17 protein-coding genes are annotated in these 18122 nt (G+C 37.5%); 9 read left to right on the top strand and 8 right to left on the bottom strand.

Translation table 11 applies throughout. From position 1 onward, the window contains the following. Nucleotides 1-29 precede the first annotated feature (29 nt). From OK18_RS01160 to OK18_RS01130, 6 genes are all read left to right on the top strand, one after another. On the top strand, nt 30-1292 hold the full coding sequence (locus tag OK18_RS01160; RefSeq protein WP_167336346.1) for a tail fiber domain-containing protein: 1263 nt from the start codon (nt 30-32) through the stop codon (nt 1290-1292). Nucleotides 1293-1527: 235 nt separating this feature from the next. Then, a complete protein-coding gene (locus tag OK18_RS01155) occupies nt 1528-2154 on the top strand; it encodes a TetR/AcrR family transcriptional regulator (RefSeq protein WP_053326818.1) in 627 nt (208 codons plus the stop codon). Continuing rightward, the gene (locus tag OK18_RS01150) at nt 2138-3454 is read left to right on the top strand and encodes a TolC family protein (protein WP_053326817.1); all 1317 of its coding nucleotides are present in this window, start codon (nt 2138-2140) and stop codon (nt 3452-3454) included. Before OK18_RS01155 ends, OK18_RS01150 begins: the two co-directional genes overlap by 17 nt. A gap of 16 nt (nt 3455-3470) precedes the next feature. Beyond that, nucleotides 3471-4574 carry an HlyD family secretion protein gene (locus tag OK18_RS01145; protein WP_050020149.1) on the top strand — a complete coding sequence of 368 codons (1104 nt, stop codon included), beginning with the start codon at nt 3471-3473 and terminating at the stop codon, nt 4572-4574. Nucleotides 4575-4729: 155 nt separating this feature from the next. After that, entirely contained in the window at nt 4730-6307 is a 1578-nt protein-coding gene (locus OK18_RS01140) for a DHA2 family efflux MFS transporter permease subunit (protein ID WP_050020150.1), read from the top strand. A gap of 438 nt (nt 6308-6745) precedes the next feature. Beyond that, complete coding sequence (locus OK18_RS01130) at nt 6746-7408, top strand: hypothetical protein (protein WP_053326815.1); 663 nt, start codon at nt 6746-6748, stop codon at nt 7406-7408. Between the two features lie 99 nt (nt 7409-7507). On the opposite strand, the gene OK18_RS01125 is transcribed toward OK18_RS01130, so the two are convergent. Together OK18_RS01125 and OK18_RS01120 are read right to left on the bottom strand one after the other, a co-directional pair. Then, a complete protein-coding gene (locus OK18_RS01125) occupies nt 7508-8521 on the bottom strand; it encodes a TQO small subunit DoxD (protein WP_053326814.1) in 1014 nt (337 codons plus the stop codon). Nucleotides 8522-8574: 53 nt separating this feature from the next. Continuing rightward, nucleotides 8575-8952, bottom strand: a complete 378-nt coding sequence (locus OK18_RS01120) for a hypothetical protein (RefSeq protein ID WP_053326813.1) — start codon at nt 8950-8952, stop codon at nt 8575-8577. 341 nt (nt 8953-9293) lie between these two features. Here OK18_RS01120 and OK18_RS01115 point away from each other — a divergent pair, with 341 nt between their 5' ends. Next, nucleotides 9294-9854 carry a DNA-3-methyladenine glycosylase I gene (locus OK18_RS01115; protein ID WP_050020156.1) on the top strand — a complete coding sequence of 187 codons (561 nt, stop codon included), beginning with the start codon at nt 9294-9296 and terminating at the stop codon, nt 9852-9854. Between the two features lie 67 nt (nt 9855-9921). Here OK18_RS01115 and OK18_RS01110 read toward each other — a convergent pair whose 3' ends face one another. Further along, a complete protein-coding gene (locus OK18_RS01110) occupies nt 9922-10302 on the bottom strand; it encodes a winged helix-turn-helix transcriptional regulator (protein ID WP_053326812.1) in 381 nt (126 codons plus the stop codon). A gap of 91 nt (nt 10303-10393) precedes the next feature. On the opposite strand from OK18_RS01110, the gene OK18_RS01105 reads away from it, so the two are divergent. Next, the gene (locus OK18_RS01105; protein ID WP_053326811.1) at nt 10394-10981 is read left to right on the top strand and encodes an NAD(P)H-dependent oxidoreductase; all 588 of its coding nucleotides are present in this window, start codon (nt 10394-10396) and stop codon (nt 10979-10981) included. Here the strand turns inward: OK18_RS01105 and OK18_RS01100 are convergent. The 4 genes from OK18_RS01100 to OK18_RS01085 all read right to left on the bottom strand — a co-directional run bounded on the left by OK18_RS01100 (nt 10926) and on the right by OK18_RS01085 (nt 15504). Continuing rightward, the gene (locus OK18_RS01100; RefSeq protein WP_053326810.1) at nt 10926-11681 is read right to left on the bottom strand and encodes a hypothetical protein; all 756 of its coding nucleotides are present in this window, start codon (nt 11679-11681) and stop codon (nt 10926-10928) included. The genes OK18_RS01105 and OK18_RS01100 overlap by 56 nt on opposite strands. 8 nt (nt 11682-11689) lie before the next feature. After that, on the bottom strand, nt 11690-12664 hold the full coding sequence (locus OK18_RS01095) for a hypothetical protein (protein WP_053326809.1): 975 nt from the start codon (nt 12662-12664) through the stop codon (nt 11690-11692). A gap of 109 nt (nt 12665-12773) precedes the next feature. After that, nucleotides 12774-14360 carry a patatin-like phospholipase family protein gene (locus tag OK18_RS01090; protein WP_053329259.1) on the bottom strand — a complete coding sequence of 529 codons (1587 nt, stop codon included), beginning with the start codon at nt 14358-14360 and terminating at the stop codon, nt 12774-12776. A 244-nt stretch (nt 14361-14604) separates the two neighbouring features. Continuing rightward, nucleotides 14605-15504, bottom strand: a complete 900-nt coding sequence (locus tag OK18_RS01085) for a magnesium transporter CorA family protein (RefSeq protein WP_053326808.1) — start codon at nt 15502-15504, stop codon at nt 14605-14607. Nucleotides 15505-15577: 73 nt separating this feature from the next. Here OK18_RS01085 and OK18_RS01080 point away from each other — a divergent pair, with 73 nt between their 5' ends. Then, nucleotides 15578-16600, top strand: coding sequence for a 3-oxoacyl-ACP synthase III family protein (locus tag OK18_RS01080; RefSeq protein WP_050020164.1), 1023 nt, complete (start codon nt 15578-15580; stop codon nt 16598-16600). A gap of 266 nt (nt 16601-16866) precedes the next feature. On the opposite strand, the gene OK18_RS01075 is transcribed toward OK18_RS01080, so the two are convergent. Then, nucleotides 16867-18027, bottom strand: a complete 1161-nt coding sequence (locus tag OK18_RS01075; protein WP_053326807.1) for a thioredoxin family protein — start codon at nt 18025-18027, stop codon at nt 16867-16869. Nucleotides 18028-18122 lie beyond the last annotated feature (95 nt).

Below are 18122 nucleotides of genomic sequence, written 5' to 3'. Positions count from 1 at the left end.
TATTCAACATTATTAAACAAAACTATAGTATGAAAACAATCAAAACTTTTGCAAGTCTGCTTCTTTTATCAGGAGTGGGTTTTTCTGTTTCGGCTCAGAATGTATGGACAGGTACCACTATACCGACGACTACTTCCGGAAATGTGGGAATAGCCAATGCAACTCCGGCTTCACGCCTGGATATCAATAGCAATTCTTCGGTTTCTGCATTGAAAATAACGCACGGATATAAAGCCATAGTTGGCAGTAACGTCCCCAATATTACGGAAATTTATACCTATCCCACTAATCTGCTTCCGACTCCCAGTCCGTCATTGATCAACTGGCTGACCTACGGTGGTGTTTTCGGATTGCGTTCTTTATCTAATACTGTGAATGAAGACAGAATGATGTATAATGATAAAGACGGGAACTTAAAATCATCCAATCTGATTATGTATTCAAGTCCTTCTTTTGGTAATGGGACACTTATCAATTCTATCAGAGGAGTTGCCTATTTAAATTTCCTGAATGGAGGTAATGGCTCAGGATGCGGTTTTTGTACCATATCAGGAGGCAACAATGGAATTTATATGGCCGGGTTGGGAGTAGGTACTGATGCCTCTTCTACCTTTGCATTGGATGTGTACGGTACTGTTCGGGGGCAAGCCTTTGTTACCACTTCTGATAAAAGGTTAAAAGATAATATCAGACCTTTAAAAGAAGGGCCTTCCGGCTTATTGAATATCAGTTCGTATTCATACACTTTAAAAAATAAAAATCAGAATGGAAATACCTACAGAAATACAGACACTGAAAAACTGCATTTTGGTTTTATGGCACAGGAAGTGGAAAAGGAGTTTCCTAACCTTGTCAGCAAAGATGAAGAAGGAAATTATGCGCTTAATTACATTGAATTTATACCATTATTACTTAATGAACTGAAAGATCAGAAAAAAGAAATTAATGAATTAAAAACTAAAATGGAAGCCATGGAAGCGAAGATCAGTACTCTTTCAGAAGGAAAAGCGACGCGGGCATTGAATGAAAAAACTCCGGTACCATATTCATTAGAGCAAAATGTTCCCAATCCTTTTAACCAGGAGACCGTTATTAAGTTTAATGCTGAGGGTACAGATCTTAAAATCGGCATATACGATCTCGGAGGAAAACAGCTTCAGACTATTCCCGTCAAAAAAGGGGAAAGGCAGATCAGTGTTTCTGCCCGTATATTGACTCCGGGAACCTATATTTATAATTTGATGGCAGATGGTAAAGTTGTAGATTCTAAAAAAATGATTGTTACAAATTAAATCCTTTTATCTTAATTTCTAAGTAAGACTCCGGCAAACGCCGGAGTTTTTATTTAAAGTCTCGTTCTCGTTGCGGCTGACTTTCTAACAGCTTTAATAAGATGTCAACAATATTTATTTTTTTCATAGAAAATGTCTTCTGCCTGCAATACATTAAATCTATATTAAAAAATCAATCAATCGTTTGATTTTCTTTAAAACTTATGTAAATTTGCGCCCTGAAAATAGAAGTGATATGATTTCAAAAGAAGAAAATATATTATTTGCAGCTGAAAAACTTTTTGCAGAAAAAGGTTTTGACGGAACTTCCACCAGGGAAATTTCCAGAGCAGCAAATGTAAATATCTCTATGATCTCTTACTATTTTGGATCAAAAGAAAAACTTTATGAGAAGCTGGTAGAATACAGGATGAATGAAGGGCAGTTTTTCTCAAGGGATATTGTTGAAAGAACAGATCTGAACGAATGGCAGAAGATTGAAAAAATAATAGATCAGTTTTCCAATAGAATAAGAACCCAGAAATGTTTTTACAGGATTATGCAACGGGAACAGCTTCATACTGACAACCCGCAGATCGTAGCATTTTTGAAAGAAACCAAAATGTCATTCCTTTCCATGTACTCCCGGATACTGGAGAGTGGATTGAAAAGCGGTGTTTTTACAAAGAATCCCCCTATTTATCTGCTGCATTCCACAATAAGCGGAACATTATTTTATGCGTTCAATGCCAAAGAAATGTACAAGGAATTCCTGAATAATACAGAAGATGAGGAGGTTTTTGATGAAAAATTTTATACAGAGCTTAATAAACATATAAAACATTTACTAAAAGACCTTTTAGGTTATGAAGAGAATAAATAACTCAGTGATTGCATTGGCACTATTCATAGGAATAGCCAATGTAAATGCTCAGGAGAAAAGAACCCTTTCTCTTGACGAAGCTGTGCGGCTGGGAATCCAGAACAGCAAGAATCTTAAGATCGATGCAGCCAAAATTGAAGAGGCTACTGCTGATCTTTTGGAAGCTAAAAACAGACAGTTGCCGGAATTGAAAGTCTCCGGAAGCTATATGTATCTTCCGATAAAACCCAATGTGGATATCAAATTACCCGGCGTTTCAGGTGGGGCAGGAGGGCCTGAAATCCATCAGGTTCTTTACGGATCTGCCAACTTAAGCGTTCCTATTTACAGTGGCGGCCGGATTAAATATGGGATCCAGTCTGCAAAATACCTGGTGGAGGCAGCAAAGCTTAGTACAGAAAACGATAAAACAGCAATTGCCTATAATGTAGCTCAGGCTTACAACAATTTGTTCAAAGCAAACCAGTCTATCAAGGTTTTTGAAGAAAACCTGGCTGCATCCCAAAAAAGAGATGAAACTTTCCTTAAAATGGAAAACAACGGATTAATTGCCAGAAACGACAGGTTAAAAGCAAACCTTCAGACTTCAAATATTGAACTTCAGCTGTTGGAAGCAAGAAATAACTACAATATTGCCAATATCAATATGGATTTGCTGCTGGGACTTCCTGAAACAACTGAAATAGAAGTGGATCAGAATTATATTGAAGAAGGAGCAGATATCAAACCCGTAGATTTTTACGTAAATCAGGCCAGGGAAAACCGCAAGGATTTACAGGCTTTGGCCCAGCAAAGAAAAGCAGCAGAATTGGGAACAAAGGCTGCAAAAGCTGAAAATCTACCATCCATAGCCTTTACAGGAGGATATGTAGCAGCAGACATTCCGAAATTTCTTACCGTATATAATGCTGTGAACGTGGGAGTCGGAATATCTTATAACCTGTCCAATATCTGGAAAGAAAATTCATCATTGAGGCAGTCCCAGGCCAGAGAAAAACAATTGGCAGCTACGGATGAATTACTGAATGATAATATTAAGCTTGACGTCAACAGGGAATATCAGAATAATGATTATTCAAAAAAGAGAATTTCAGTTTTTGAAAAATCTGCGGAACAGGCTAATGAAAATTACAGAATTACCAAAAATAAATACGACAACGGCCTTGCTACGATGACCGAGTTATTGGATGCAGATGCAGCTCAGATTGCTGCCAATATCGGGGTAATCAATGCAAAAGCAGACGCTGCATTGGCGTACAGAAAACTATTACAGACAACAGGAACTTTAACAATTAAATAATCAGATCGAAATCAACATGGAAAATAATAATACACAGGCAGCTGAACCTAAAAAGAAAAAAAGCTTAGTTTTTCCTATCATTTTAGCAGCTGTAGTAATCGGAGGAGGAATCTATGGTTACAGAGCCTATACTTACGGGCAGTACCATGAAGAAACCGATGACGCTCAGATTGCTTCGAATATGGCCCCGGTAATTTCTAAAATATCCGGATATGTGGCAGAAGTAAAGGTAAAAGACAACCAGTTCGTTAAAAAAGGCGATACCCTGGTAATTCTGGATAACAGGGACCAGAAGATGGCTCTTGAACAGGCACAGGCAGCTTTGACTACAGCCAGAAGCAATATTTCTACTGCGGAAGCTACCACTACTGCTACTTCTAAAAATATCAACAGTTCAGAGGCAGCTGTAGCAACGGCTAACGCCCAGATTGAAGCGGCAAAGGTAAACGTATGGAAAACTTCACAGGACCTGAAAAGATATGCCAACCTTGTAAAAGATCATTCTATAACGGAGCAGCAATATGAGCAGGCTCTGGCGGCAAAACAATCTGCAGATAAACAGCTTCAGGTGTTGGTTGAGCAAAGAAACCAGATCGCTCAGCAGACCACTATTGCATCTTCTCAGACTGCAGCTAGTTCACAACAGATCAGTGTAGCCAATTCTGTTGCCAAACAAAGAGAGGTGGATGTGGAAAATGCCAGATTAAATTTGTCATATACTGTAATCTTGGCTCCTGAGGACGGATACGTGGGAAAAGTACCTACACAGGCAGGTCAGTATCTGCAGGCAGGAGCCCAATTGTTTGCTTTGGTTAAAAATGACCAGAAATGGGTAGTTGCCAATTTTAAAGAAACCCAGGTAGATAAAATGGTGGAGGGACAAAAAGTGAAAATTGAAATTGATGCTTTCCCTGATAAAGAATTTGAAGGAGTGGTAAGCTCATTCTCTCCGGCAACGGGAGCTACATTTTCAATATTGCCTCCGGATAATGCGAGTGGTAACTTTGTAAAAGTTGTTCAGAGGCTTCCTGTAAAAATTGATTTTGTAAACCTTGATAAGAATATTGCAAAAAGATTGAGAACAGGAATGAATGTGAAAGCAGAAGTTTCGCTTAAATAGTCTTCATGTACTTATGTAGTGTATTAATAGCTGATTTGAAATAAAATCAGAAAGGTTGATCAATAGAACTTCGCTTAAAATAGCTAAAGCCAAGTCTATTAAGATCATTAATACATCGTACATTTTACATTCATACAAACACTCGTACAAAACTTATGCAAGAATCATTAGTAGAATATGGAGCCAGGAGGGTAATCATTACGATTACGGCGATCCTTTGTGCTTTGCTTGAAATTGTGGACTCCACGATTGTAAACGTTGCCCTTAACGAAATGAAGGGTAACCTGGGGGCCACTCTTTCCGAGGTAGGCTGGGTAATTACCGCTTATGCCATTGGGAACGTAATTATTGTACCGATGACGAGCTGGCTTTCCCAGCAATTCGGACGTAGAAATTACTTTGCGGCCTCCATTATCATATTTACCGTATTTTCATTTTTATGTGGAAATGCTACCAACATCTGGGAACTGGTATTCTTCAGATTGATGCAGGGAATCGGTGGAGGAGCCTTATTGGTTACCTCGCAGACGATTATTACAGAGTCTTATCCGATTGAAAAAAGAAGTATGGCTCAGGCTATTTATGGTTTGGGGGTGATTATCGGGCCTACGTTAGGGCCACCCCTTGGAGGATATATCGTGGATAACTATAGCTGGCCGTATATTTTTTATATCAATATTCCTATCGGGATTGCAGCAACTCTGATGACACTGCAATTTGTAAGAAGTCCGAAATATGCTGAAAAACGTAAAGTTTCGGATGTTGACTGGATTGGGATTGCCTTACTGGCTGTGACCGTAGGATCACTGCAGTTCATTTTGGAAAGAGGCCATGAAGAAGACTGGTTTGCCAGCGGAATGATTGTAGCCTTTACCGTAGCAGCTGTGCTGGGATTTATATTATTCCTATGGAGGGAGCTTACTTTCAAGTATCCGATCGTAGAGCTCAGGGTATTGAAAAATGGTAATTTAAGAATCGGAACGGTGATGTCATTTGTGTTAGGGTTTGGATTGTATGGTTCCACATTCATCGTTCCGCTTTATACACAGAGTATCCTGGGCTGGACGGCACTTCAGTCCGGAGCGTTAATGATTCCTGCCGCCCTCACGACAGCTTTCATGATGCCTATTATCGGAAAATTGCTGACAAAAGGTGCCAAACAGCAGATTTTAGTTTCACTGGGATTGTTTATCTTCTTTATCTATAGTTTCTGGGGGTATAAAATCCTGACCCCTGACACCAGTAAAGATGCTTTCTTCTGGATGTTGATCGTACGGGGGGCAGGCCTTGGGTTATTGTTCATTCCGATTACCTCTTTGTCATTGAGTACCCTGAAAGGTCAGGAAATTGGTCAGGGAGCAGCCTTTACAGGAATGATGAGACAGCTGGGCGGATCATTTGGTATTGCAGCAATTACTACTTTTATTGCCAATGCCGGCCAGAAATACAGGAATAACTTAATTTCCCACCTGGACGAAAACAGTTTTGATGTTCAGCAAAGACTGAATGCACTGAAAGCAAGTTTTGTAGCTAAGGGAATGACCCCTGATGCAGCAATGAACGCTGCTTATAAAATGCTGGATCTATCCGTAACCAAACAGGCAACAGTATTGTCGTATATGGATGTATTTCTTTACCTCGGCGTAATATTTTTAATATGCATTCCGTTTATCTTGTTTATTAAAGAAAGAAAAAGTAAAGAAAAAATAGATTTGAGTGAAGCCATGCACTAAATTATAAAACCTTCGGAAGTTTTCGAAGGTTTTTTTATGCTGCAATATTAACGATGTGTTATTTTGCATTAATAAATTGTAGATTTTTCAATAAAGCAATATCACCTGTTGGAGAATTTATTTATTTTTTTTAAATTTACAGTACCAAATGCAAAAATATGAATAGATTCCCTCACCTTCAGCATACCTTTTCAAAAGGTAAATACCGGCGTTTTCCAACGGCGTTTTTAAGGCATACCAATTGATAACATTATTGATAATATCTACCTCTGTACCGGATAAAATATTATCTGCTGTCTGCAACCCTATACCATATGCTTGGCAGGTTTTATTATAAAAAACATTTATTTTTTACAAGATAATGAGTGGATAGCAGGGAAGTCACAGCTTAGGAAATTAACCCTGTATTCCTTTTAAAAACTATAAACTAACGACATCATGAAAACCAATCATAACAGTTATGATACTCCTGGGCAGAGCTCTGCCAGCATAGAAACTTTTCCTATGAATGCAGGGAAACTACCAGAAACGTTTGTTGCCTTATCAGACTTCCGGAAAAATGATATTTACCTTCCCGGAATGGACAAGGTGCAGATCATTTCAGATTTTTTTCCCGGGACTTTCACAGAACTGGTTCAGCGTCTCTCAGATATAACAGGCGGATTCTATGGAGGATTGCTGAAAGAAATTGAAAAAAATATGGGAAGTGAAGCGGTTGATAAGCTTTCGAGTGCTTTCATGTATAATCTGGGGTCTACAATGGCTTCAAGGAATTTAGCCGCAAAACCCCATCTCAAACCCGGTATTCCTGCGGTAGCAAAAATATTAATAGGAGCAGTTTTTACATCCAGTCCCGAATATAGTTTCGAGTTTAAAGAATTAAATGATCACAAAGTTGAATTGTTGATACAAGGAGTAGACCGCTACCACAAAATTGCTCAAAGTCTTGACATTGACAGACTGTTAAAATGGCCGGTCATAAAACCTTTTGTACAAGGTGTTTGCGATACTATGGGGCTGGATGTTTTACTTGAAATGAAAGTATTGAAACTTCATTCAGATAGCTCCTGCTGTTACTTAACTACCATATCCGGGAAATAACAGATTCTTGATTTTAAAATTCAGTAATGGCGGACTTTAGCCCGCCATTACTCTATTATAATCCGTTATTGGCTTTAGCCAACACTTAAAAATGATAATTTACTGGATGTTTTCAGTCCATTCAATACCACTGATATCAACCAGTTTTATCGCATGTATTTTATCTTTTTGAAGAATGTCATCAATATTCACTGTGATATCTGCTCTGGCACCAAGTGGAACAACAAGACTGTATTTTCCCGGCTTTATTTTAGCAACATACTGATTACGGATATTTCCTTCAGGAAACTTTGAGAGTTGCCGGTAATCCCATTCTTTTAAAATATTTCCGTCTTTATCCAGGATATGGATTCCTATCACAAAAGATCCGTATACATCAGCTCCTTCAGTTCTATAAACCTGAAATTGCAAATCCGGATGATGAAGTGAGATATTAGAAATCTCAAGTTCAGGTTTTACAGATTTATTATGCAATGTTCCCCACACGCCTCCATGAAAGTATTGATTGGTATACAAAGTAAGGGCAAAGATGAGAAGGGAACCTGCCAGCACAAAATGTTTCAGATTAGGAACAGGCAAAATCCCTGAGCCCAGCCAGCAAAACCATTTTTTCTGAGTAAATTTCCTGTTGGTTCTGATAAAATAATGATCCAGGGAGTAGGGCCCGCTTCCTGTGAGAAATAAAACAAAGCCCCCTGCAATCCCAAGAACACCTATTTGCCATTCATCCAAACAAGTGGTTCCCAACCACCCGGAGCCAAGCAGAATTCCTAATGCCAGGCTGAAAATCCCTATACTCATCAGTCGGGTAAAGAAGCCTAAAATGATAAACAATCCCACAATGGCTTCAATTATGGTAAAGGTCATCATAGACCGCTGTAAAGCATCAGGATGGGTTACCAGATATTCAATAACAGGTTTTATTCCTAAAGCGTTAGGCAAAAAGTGATTGAATTTTTCTCCGATATATCCCTTTTCGTCGGGGATAAGTTTGTTTTCAAGGACAAGTCTGCGCCAGAATGCTGAAAAATAGGTCCACCCGATTACCATGCGGAGGGATAAAGTATATAATCCTGCCAGATCATAAGACCGGCTGTTTGTAGTATGTTTCATTGAAATTAATATTGTATTGTAAAAAAACTGATTTTAAATTGGCTTAAAAAAAATTAAACCAGATTAAGCTTCAGTCTTTTATATAAAATATATTTCGGTGGGCTGTTTCCGGTAGAACGACCTGAGTATTTATTGAAATTAAGATTTTCTTCCCCTATATTTTTTACTGTAGCATTAAGGTCTGGAAGAGATCCTTTGTATTTGTATTTTGCTTTAGCTTTTGAAATAGATACGGTGGAGGAAGTGGTAGGAGTATCACAGGTTAAGGAAAGTCCTGTGGTGGTTTTTACTTTATTAAGGCCACTGATGTACTGGATGTCAAAAATATCAAGAAGATCTCTTTTTAAAGAGCATGGCGATAATGAAAACGCCAATATAAGCATCGTGATGATTGCTTTATACGTCCTGATATGGATACTGGTACCTGGCATTATTACAAAACTACACTTTATTTTAATTTGAGTTCAATAAATCTTAAAAATTCTCAACACATAAACAGTGGGAACAGGTATCAATGAGCTTAAAAATTTCCGGAGAATACTCTGTGATTTTTTTCATAGAAAAACACCGCGGCAAAAATTCAAAGAATTTTTGCCGCCCCTTCGAGAGAAGGAAAATTTTCTTACTTTCATAAGTAATTTCATGCCTATATAACTCCCATCTTCCAGCCTCCCGCTTCCTTTCTTTAAAAATAAACCCTACTGACTAACAGTTGTCACAATCCCGGCTTATCTTTATGCCATTATTTTAAACTTTAAAACAGCATACTGAGATGAGTTATTGTTTAGCTATTGAAGCAATGAAGCCTGAAAGCAGAAAAGAGCTGCATAAAAATTACCACGATAACTATTATGGGTTTCCGATCCATGATGATAATGAATTATTTGGCAGACTGATCCTGGAGATCAACCAGGCAGGTTTGAGCTGGGAAACGGTTTTGAAAAAAGAGGAGAGTTTCAGGAAGGCCTATGATAACTTCGATATTCACAAGATTGCTGCGTACACAGAAGAGGATCGTGAAAGGTTGCTGAATGACAGTGGTATTATCAGGAATAAGTTAAAAGTGAATGCAGCAATTGAAAATGCGAAAACTATTATTGAACTTCAGAAAGAATTCGGGTCATTTGAAAAATGGCTGGAGTATCATCACCCTAAAACTTTACCCGAATGGATGAAAATTTTCAAAAAAACATTCAAATTTACCGGTGGGGAAATCGTAAATGAATTCCTGATGAGTACCGGATATCTGGAAGGTGCCCATGCTGAAAATTGCCCCATTCACTCAAAAGTTTTGGCTCAGAAACCTTTGTGGAAAATAATAAGCAACAGATAACTTAGACTTATGGAATGATAAATGGAATCTCATACAATAACAGGCTCACTTGTCATTTCATATAGTTTTAGCTTTTAGACAGGTCTTCTTTATGGGTTATTTCTTTGTGCTCTTTTCCCCATTTTTCAAATTCCTGTATAATGGGTTTCAGTTTATACCCGATTTCGGTAAGCTCATATTCTACTCTTGGAGGTACTTCAGCAAAAACCGTCCTGGTAATAATTTTGTCTGCTTCCAGCCTACGGAGCTGTAAGGTAAGCATACGCTCAGTAATATTGTGAAGCTTTTTTTTGAGCTCCCCGAATCTCATTTTCCCATTAATCAGATAACAGCAGATGGCAAGCGCCCACTGACCACCGATGATGTTGGATGCATAAACTTCCGGACATTCGTCTGCAAGAGCTTTTTTATTGGCAAAATTGGTTGAGGTTTCCTTTATTTTGGTCATTACTTACATTTTTTATAGTACCATACAATTGGTTGCTAATGTACGAAATGTAGGTTATGTACCGTAATTTTGCTGTAGAAATTTAAATATAATGAAGACTTTAGTGATTGTAACACACCCTGACATTGAAAAATCTGTCATCAACAAAAGATGGATTGAAGAACTGAAAAAATACCCTGAAAAATATACCGTTCACCAGCTGTACGAAGCTTATCCTGATGGTAAAATTAATGTAGCGAAGGAACAGACACTTATGGAAGCTCATGATACGATTGTGTTCCAGTTTCCATTTTACTGGTTCAGCAGTCCGCCACTTCTGAAACAATGGTTAGATGAAGTTATTTTGCATGGCTGGGCTTACGGAAGCAACAGCGGCTATAAACTGGCCGGAAAAAGAATGACTTTGGCTGTGACTGCAGGAATTGATGAAGAAGGATATTCTGCTTCAGGAAAATATAAATATACAATGAAGGAACTTTTCAGGCCTTATGAGCTGACCTTTGATTATATAAAGGCAGAATATAAAGAACCATTTGTTTATTACGGGATAGAACGTGACTCTTCGGATAAATGGATTGAAAAGAGTGTTCCTATGTATCTTGATTTTTTGAATACACTTTCGACTAGTAGCTTTGGTCAAGGTAAATTGGCCCTTCATAACTGCCAAGATTCTCTTTAATGTTCATCATGATTCCGGGAATATATTCATAACCTCCTTCAAGGAGATGTGTCATTTCATTACGGTACATGTAGTCATGGTCCTGAAGATAGGTATTTAAATGTTTTTCTGTACTGATATGAAGATTAAAAGACGTGTCAAACTTTGAGATTTCAAGTGATTGTCTCATTAGCTCTACATCCGGAGAATCCATATAAACAGCTACTTTAAAGGAAAGAAGAATAAGGTAATCAACCATAAGCAGAAGATCATTACTGCTTAAGATCCTGTCAATTGTCAGTTCCTGAGCATGATCAAGAAGAGGAATATAAAATTCTTCAATTCCCATTGCTGTAACTGAAAAGAGAAGCGGAACTTCATAGCGGGTAGTCAGATGCCAGATGCTGATGAATCCATGATGGGCAAATATTTCTTCATCTCCTTCATGATCATTTTGATAATACCAGGTAAACCAATCAAAAAGAGCAGTAAATTCTTCGTTTTCTAAAGTATAATCTTCTTGCTGAAGTTTTTTCAGAATACTTTCATAGGATATAGCAGAAAATTCAGGTTCGCTCTTCAGAAAGTCACGAAAGCTTCCAAACCTTTTATCAATGGTCTCCAGAAACACATCAGGAAGACTTGTATCCGAAATTTTTGGATACAGGTTTTCTTTGATCTTAACTTTATCAATCTTGTATAATTCTATAAACCCACCCATAATTGCCGTTATTTTGATTTGAAAAAAGAGTCGGTTTCGTAAGAATATTTGTACGCGGGCAGCACTTTTAAGATTCTTTTGAAATCTTTTTGCCTATACGCCAATATTCCGGCTTTGGTTTTGAAACGTTCCAGGCTTTTTGAGCTGGGAGACTCAATGAAACTTATTTTATTTCTGCAAATGAGACATTGGTCGTCAAACACTGATTTTCGATGACAGACCATACATTTTTCAAAATGATTGCAAATATTATGGATTTCCCTGTATTGATGCTCCGTAAGCAGTTCTTTTGGAATCTTTGTCACCAGCTTGAAGAAATTACAGGAATCACTATGGAATGAGATTGTATCATGTTCATCGTATTCTTTTTCCAGCTCTTCCTTCTCGGTTAATTTGCTCAAGGTAATACCAAAAGAATGATCATCAGTGACCACAAATTCTATTCTTTTGATTTCTGTCCATAAAACATGTTGAAACTTGTTACGATAATAAGTGAAACCAAACTTATTGATATTTTTGATTCGTCTCTTTTTTAGTATTTTAAGTTCGCATTTTCTGCATAAAGGTTCTTCCAATGATCCGGACACTTGTTTTTTGCTTCCACAGGAAGAGCAGGTTTCCCCGTATATATTCAAATATTTGTTCAAAATGGAATGCAATAGCTCATGAGCATCCGTATGGAATCCTTTCATGGTAAAAGAACCCCATGAATATTTATAATATATCGGCTGTTGATAGGTCCATCCATTGGCGGAAAGTTCTGCAAACATTCTTTTTGCTTCCTTTCTCCAGCCTATATACAGATCTTCCATGAAATATCGGATGTATAAATGTTCATTCAGGTTATTGAAATTGTAATTCCTGTCCTGTAATTCTTCCCGGACTGCTTGTAGGTATTCTTTTGAGTAATAATGCTGGTCCATGAAAAAAAGATAAGCAAGCCTTTCAGTTGTTTCTTTTTTCAATGAATTTTGTATCTCCATGGTGTGTAAGTTTTCGTGAATCCAGATTTGTTCCGAATTTTTTGTGAACGGTTCACGTCATTATTCAAACCTCTGTTGATTCTTTGGGCTAAAATACTTAAAAAAAAACTTACCCCACCGTCGGTGTATCCTCTTCCTTCAGTATTTTTTTCTCCTTCATGGTAAGCATCATGCGTTCATCTTTGTATTTTTCCCAGTCAAATTGATTAAGGAAGTCAAGGGCTGCCTGAAAGCCTCTGTTGAAAAGATCCTCTTTCTCTTCCTGCTTCATAAAGAAATTCAGCCAGCTGCTGGTGCCACAATTGACGGTTTGTATACTGTATAAACGATAGAAACTATGCTTGGTAAGAAAGGTTTTATCATTAAACCCTTTTAAAGTACTGATAATATTTCCGGCGTAGCTGAAAGGAGTTTTAAGGATTTCCCCGCTAGTTTTTCCCTTTTCAGAAAGAAGATCAGAATCACTTGTCAGCTGTACCCCGAAAAGAGGCATTCTGGGATAAAAAACTTCATCAGCATGAAACAGGTCAATAGGAAAATTGGAAATGCTGCCACCGTCAATAAAAACTCCCACAGGATTAATGTTTTCCTGTTGGGTATTCATCCAGAATTTCCAGGCATACTTCACAGAATCTTCATCCTTATTAATTCTTTTCTGAAAAGGCTCAAAGAAAAAAGGAACAGACATGGATGCTCTCACAAATTCTGCCGGGCTTATGTGTTTCAGTTCCTCTTCAGACCAGTATAAATTAGCCATAGTAGGCAGCTCTACCTTTATTTTGGCATTGATATCCGTAGTAATGATAACATATTCCGACCGGAGGAGATAAAATGGATTGTTTTTATAATAATCATTATTAACGGCACTGTCATAAAAAATCTTATATCTTGTCTGATCAATATGTTCCAGATTTTTAGCTTTGATTTTTTCAATACCTGCTAAAGTAAGGTTATAATATTCCTGTCCGTTCCCATACCGGTAGCTGAGGTTGAGGCCATACTCTTTTTGTATAAACTTTTCATTGAGATTCGCTACCGTTTTGATTCCAAAGCTATCCAGAGCTGTTTTCATCGTATTCAGAAAAACATTTCCCGGGTTAAGCCCGCTGTTCTCTTTTCTGAAATTGTTGTATAATTTTTTGATGCAGAAAAAAAGAATAACTGCCGGAATCAAAGGGATTAAAAACATTAGTTTTGCACTCAGAATGCTTTCTGAGGGAGCAGCAAAGGGGATGCTGATAAGAATAATGAACAAAATAACTGCAATGATAGCATTGGTCCTGAAGAAATTTTTATTGTTGAGCATCGCATGCAGCGTTGTTTTTACATACGTTTTCCCATCCATAAAATCAGCAAAATCCCAGCTGAACAGAATTTCTTTGATTAGCTCACTTTTAGGCTCTTCCTTTGTTTTGCAGGCTGCAATAAGCATGGTATTGATGGCTCCGGCACTGGTTCCTGCTACTTTCAAAAATCGGATCCCGAAGATTTCCAATCCATAAAGATAACCTACCAGGGCGCTTCCCCAGACACCGCCTCCTTCCTGTACAAATTCTATATACTGATTGCCCTCCGCATCCAAAAGGTCAGAAAATTCTTTGGCAGAAATATTCCCGTGCAAAGCAGCAAGCTTGTCTTTAGACGCCTGTGAAAGGGAATCATCTTCCAGAATTTTATTAAGGGTTTCAGTTTTCATAGGCTTAAGTTTTTGCTTGTAATCGTTTTTAAAGGTCATTACGAACCATAGGAGAAACAATCTCTAAATTACTATTTATTTGGACACCCTAAGCCTGTTTTATTAAAGATTGTTAATAGCCAGGATTGATGACAAAGAAAAAATCAGAGATTGTTACTTAAGATCAATAAGATTAGGCACGATATTCAATAATCATCTGCGTAATCAGTGAATCTGCGAGAAATATAGAATCTATCTGTAAAAATCACCATTGTCTGCGTCTCACATAAATAAACGTACTGATAACAACCAGTGCCATACCTCCTAACGTAAAGTAATAGCCATATTTGTGATGAAGCTCAGGCATATTATCAAAATTCATCCCGTAAACCCCGGCGATGAATGTTATCGGTAAAAAATATACCGAATAAATAGCCAAAACTTTCATCACCTGATTGGCTTTCTGATCAGAGAGCGCAAGAAACATGGAAATAAGGTTGGTAATCTGGGCGTTTAAATGGTCAAAATCCGCAACTACATCTTTATGCTTGTCTTTTAAGTCAACAATCTGGGAATCCTGTAAATTTAATAATTTGAATTTATCAATGGCATCCGTAGAAATAACCAGAACCCGGGAATTGAGTCCCGATTTTCGTTTCAGCTTGTACAACCTTCTGATCTGGCTGGTATGATTGGTGTTTTTCAGGAAGATTTCATTTTCGATATTATCCATAGTTTCCAGCAGGCTGATAGATTCATCATCAAAACTTTTCATAATTAAGATGGCAATCATTAACGCAACTTTTTCCGGAGTTGTTTCTTCCTGTGATCCTGTAAGCTTTTTTTTCGTTTCAGAAATACTCCTGGTTTTCATCCTGTGAATGGTGATAATCGTTTTGTCCAGCAAAAAAATCGCAATTTTTGTACTGATATCACTGATTGTGTTGAGGTTTTTTCGTTCCAGTTCCGTGCTTTCACGAAGAAGGAAAAATTTCACACTACCATCTTCTTCATATTTCGGAAGGTGATTGGGATCTATGGTGTCTTCCAGAAGAAGATTGTTGATTTCATATCGTTCATGAAGGAATTTCAGGTCTTCTGCAGTAGGAGCCTCTACATCTACCCATTCGCAGTGGGTGCTTCTGTATATTGTATCAATTGGCATAAAGTAAAAATACTAATATTTTGAAATACTATGTGTTAAATAAGTTCTATCTTTGCCAAAATTATAAAACTATATGATTAAAAGTACAATAAAAGGTGTGGGATTTTATGTTCCAGATAACGTTGTTACAAATGATGATTTAGCCAAACTAATGACTACTAATGATGAATGGATTACAGAGAGAACAGGCATCAAGGAACGAAGACACAGAAAAAACAGAAATGATTCCCAGGAGACCACTGCATATTTAGGTTGTAAGGCTGCTGAAAAAGCGCTTGAGAATGCAGGTCTTACTCCCAAAGATATAGATTATATTGTGTTTGCAACCCTTTCTCCCGATTACTATTTTCCCGGATGTGGAGTATTGCTGCAGGATATGTTAGGCTGTGATACCATCGGAGCATTAGATGTAAGAAACCAGTGTTCCGGGTTTGTATATTCTATGAGTGTCGCCAATGCATTCATTAAATCCGGGACTTATAAAAATATACTTGTTGTAGGAGCAGAAGTTCATTCTTTCGGATTAGATTTTTCTGACGAAGGAAGAGGGGTTTCTGTAATTTTCGGAGATGGGGCAGGAGCCGTTGTACTTTCTGCAACTGAAGATGAAAATGCAGGAGATATTCTGGCTGTAAATATGCATTCTGAGGGAAAATATGCAGATGAGTTGTGCACGCAGTTCCCTGGTTCTAAATTCGGATGGAGTGACAGAATGAGAAAAGAACCTGAACATGTGACGAATAAAGAAGTTTACCCGATTATGAATGGAAACTTTGTCTTCAAGCATGCAGTCACAAGATTCCCGGAAACGATGATGGAAGCGCTTAATAAAGCCGGAAAGACTGTTGAGGATCTGGATATGTTTATTCCACATCAGGCTAACCTGAGAATTGCACAGTTTGTTCAGGAGAAGTTTGGTTTACCGAATGATAAAATATTTAATAATATCCAGAAATACGGGAATACTACAGCTGCTTCTATTCCAATTGCTTTAAGCGAGGCGATCGAACAGGGAAAAATTAAGAGAGGGGATCTGGTGCTTCTTTCTGCTTTCGGAAGCGGATTTACATGGGGAAGTGTCCTTTTTGAATATTAATAGAAGACTACGAATCACTGTATTTGCTTTATTTGTGTACTAAAAGCTATCCGTAAACATCTGTGTCAATCTGTGTCATCAGTGGTTAGAACTCCACCACAAAGTCTCAAAAGTTTTGAACACTTTAGTATTTTAAGTTAAAAGCATTGTGTTGAAGACAGAATCATTTTCCGATATCTTAAAATTAGAAACAAAATCTAAGAGCTAAGGGAATTTATACAATAAAAAAACCGCAGAGTCTCCTGCGGTTTTTGCTTTTTATATTATTATAAGCTTTTCAGTAATTTTTCAGTGTCTGAAAAATCCTCTCCGGTGCTTTTTGCCAACTCAATAGACTTTTCAGCCCATAGTTTGGCATTTTTCTTATCCCCGATTTTATTGTAAAGATTAGCCAGTGTATCTGTATTGGCGTAGTTCTGGTCTTTCTTTACAGATTCCTGCGCCCAGGCAATAGCTTTTTCCAAAGAAGCCTTATTGTTTACATTTTCAAAGAAGTTCCATGCAAGGGAATTCAATTCTTCAGAGCTTGCAGCAGAAGTATCTTTATACAACTCAAGGATCAGTTTTTCGTACGCAGGAATATCCTTATTCTTTAATGCCCTGTTAGCCTTCATTCTTTTATAGATTTTCTCAGCTTCTTCTTTGCTTAAGAATTTCTGGGCTTCAGTCATAAAATAATTATCATTCCAGGTTTTTGTATCCGCGTTATAGGCCTTTTTGGCAACAGTATTCAGCTTTATGTTCTTATCGAATTTTTCATACTTATCTGCAGGAAGAAACTTTATGATATCGGCTTTCTTTTCATGGAAAATGGTATACAGAGGACTGTCTGTACTTTGGGTACCTGAAAGCAACATCTGAATATCTTCCTGATCAAGTGTTGTTTTTTGCTGGAAATAACGGTTCATGACTTTTCCTGCAAAATCAGCATCATTGTACATGGTAAGTCCTGCAAGATTTTTCAAAAATTCAGGATCTTTTTCACCGTTTTCAAATTTTTGCTTTAAAGCAGTAAGCCTTTTGTTAGGATCTTCTGCATCCTTTGCAAACTGGATAAAGTCTTTTTCCTCCACGTATCCTAATGTTCTGTGGACAGCTTCACCATCTCCATTGATAAATAAATAAGTTGGGAATGCCTTTACATTATATTTTTTTGCAAGGGCTATTCCTTCTCCTTTTTCCATATCAATTTTAGCATTAATGAAATGTGAGTTGTAATAATCACCCACACTCTGAAGGGGGAAAATATTTTTTACCATCAGTTTACATGGTCCGCACCAGGAGGCATAGGCATCTACAAATACCAGTTTGTTTTCTTTTTTTGCTTTCGCCAGGATAGTGGCAAAGTTACTGTCTTCAAATTTGATTCCCTGTGCCAGCGCCAGGGCTCCTATCAATAAAGAAGAAAATAATGCTATTTTTTTCATAAAAACTTTTTATTCATTCACTACAAATGTAATAAATATGATGACAATTAAGTTGATCAGATTAAAAATAATTCTTTGGGAAGGTTGATTTTATG

Origin of the sequence: Chryseobacterium gallinarum, assembly GCF_001021975.1 — a bacterium.
Lineage (GTDB): Bacteria > Bacteroidota > Bacteroidia > Flavobacteriales > Weeksellaceae > Chryseobacterium > Chryseobacterium gallinarum.
Note: the sequence above shows the minus strand (reverse complement) of the source record. Positions and strands in the feature narration are given on the sequence as shown.

What these genes read in the sequence shown, in the direction of transcription:
- OK18_RS01080 (WP_050020164.1), top strand. Translation starts at nt 15,578, where the DNA reads ATGATTAAAAGTACAATAAAAGGTGTGGGATTTTATGTTCCAGATAAC.
- OK18_RS01075 (WP_053326807.1), bottom strand. Translation starts at nt 18,027, where the DNA reads ATGAAAAAAATAGCATTATTTTCTTCTTTATTGATAGGAGCCCTGGCG.
- OK18_RS01140 (WP_050020150.1), top strand. Translation starts at nt 4,730, where the DNA reads ATGCAAGAATCATTAGTAGAATATGGAGCCAGGAGGGTAATCATTACG.
- OK18_RS01110 (WP_053326812.1), bottom strand. Translation starts at nt 10,302, where the DNA reads ATGACCAAAATAAAGGAAACCTCAACCAATTTTGCCAATAAAAAAGCT.
- OK18_RS01100 (WP_053326810.1), bottom strand. Translation starts at nt 11,681, where the DNA reads ATGGGTGGGTTTATAGAATTATACAAGATTGATAAAGTTAAGATCAAA.
- OK18_RS01105 (WP_053326811.1), top strand. Translation starts at nt 10,394, where the DNA reads ATGAAGACTTTAGTGATTGTAACACACCCTGACATTGAAAAATCTGTC.
- OK18_RS01085 (WP_053326808.1), bottom strand. Translation starts at nt 15,504, where the DNA reads ATGCCAATTGATACAATATACAGAAGCACCCACTGCGAATGGGTAGAT.
- OK18_RS01115 (WP_050020156.1), top strand. Translation starts at nt 9,294, where the DNA reads ATGAGTTATTGTTTAGCTATTGAAGCAATGAAGCCTGAAAGCAGAAAA.
- OK18_RS01090 (WP_053329259.1), bottom strand. Translation starts at nt 14,360, where the DNA reads ATGAAAACTGAAACCCTTAATAAAATTCTGGAAGATGATTCCCTTTCA.
- OK18_RS01150 (WP_053326817.1), top strand. Translation starts at nt 2,138, where the DNA reads ATGAAGAGAATAAATAACTCAGTGATTGCATTGGCACTATTCATAGGA.
- OK18_RS01095 (WP_053326809.1), bottom strand. Translation starts at nt 12,664, where the DNA reads ATGGAGATACAAAATTCATTGAAAAAAGAAACAACTGAAAGGCTTGCT.
- OK18_RS01130 (WP_053326815.1), top strand. Translation starts at nt 6,746, where the DNA reads ATGAAAACCAATCATAACAGTTATGATACTCCTGGGCAGAGCTCTGCC.
- OK18_RS01160 (WP_167336346.1), top strand. Translation starts at nt 30, where the DNA reads ATGAAAACAATCAAAACTTTTGCAAGTCTGCTTCTTTTATCAGGAGTG.
- OK18_RS01155 (WP_053326818.1), top strand. Translation starts at nt 1,528, where the DNA reads ATGATTTCAAAAGAAGAAAATATATTATTTGCAGCTGAAAAACTTTTT.
- OK18_RS01120 (WP_053326813.1), bottom strand. Translation starts at nt 8,952, where the DNA reads ATGCCAGGTACCAGTATCCATATCAGGACGTATAAAGCAATCATCACG.
- OK18_RS01145 (WP_050020149.1), top strand. Translation starts at nt 3,471, where the DNA reads ATGGAAAATAATAATACACAGGCAGCTGAACCTAAAAAGAAAAAAAGC.
- OK18_RS01125 (WP_053326814.1), bottom strand. Translation starts at nt 8,521, where the DNA reads ATGAAACATACTACAAACAGCCGGTCTTATGATCTGGCAGGATTATAT.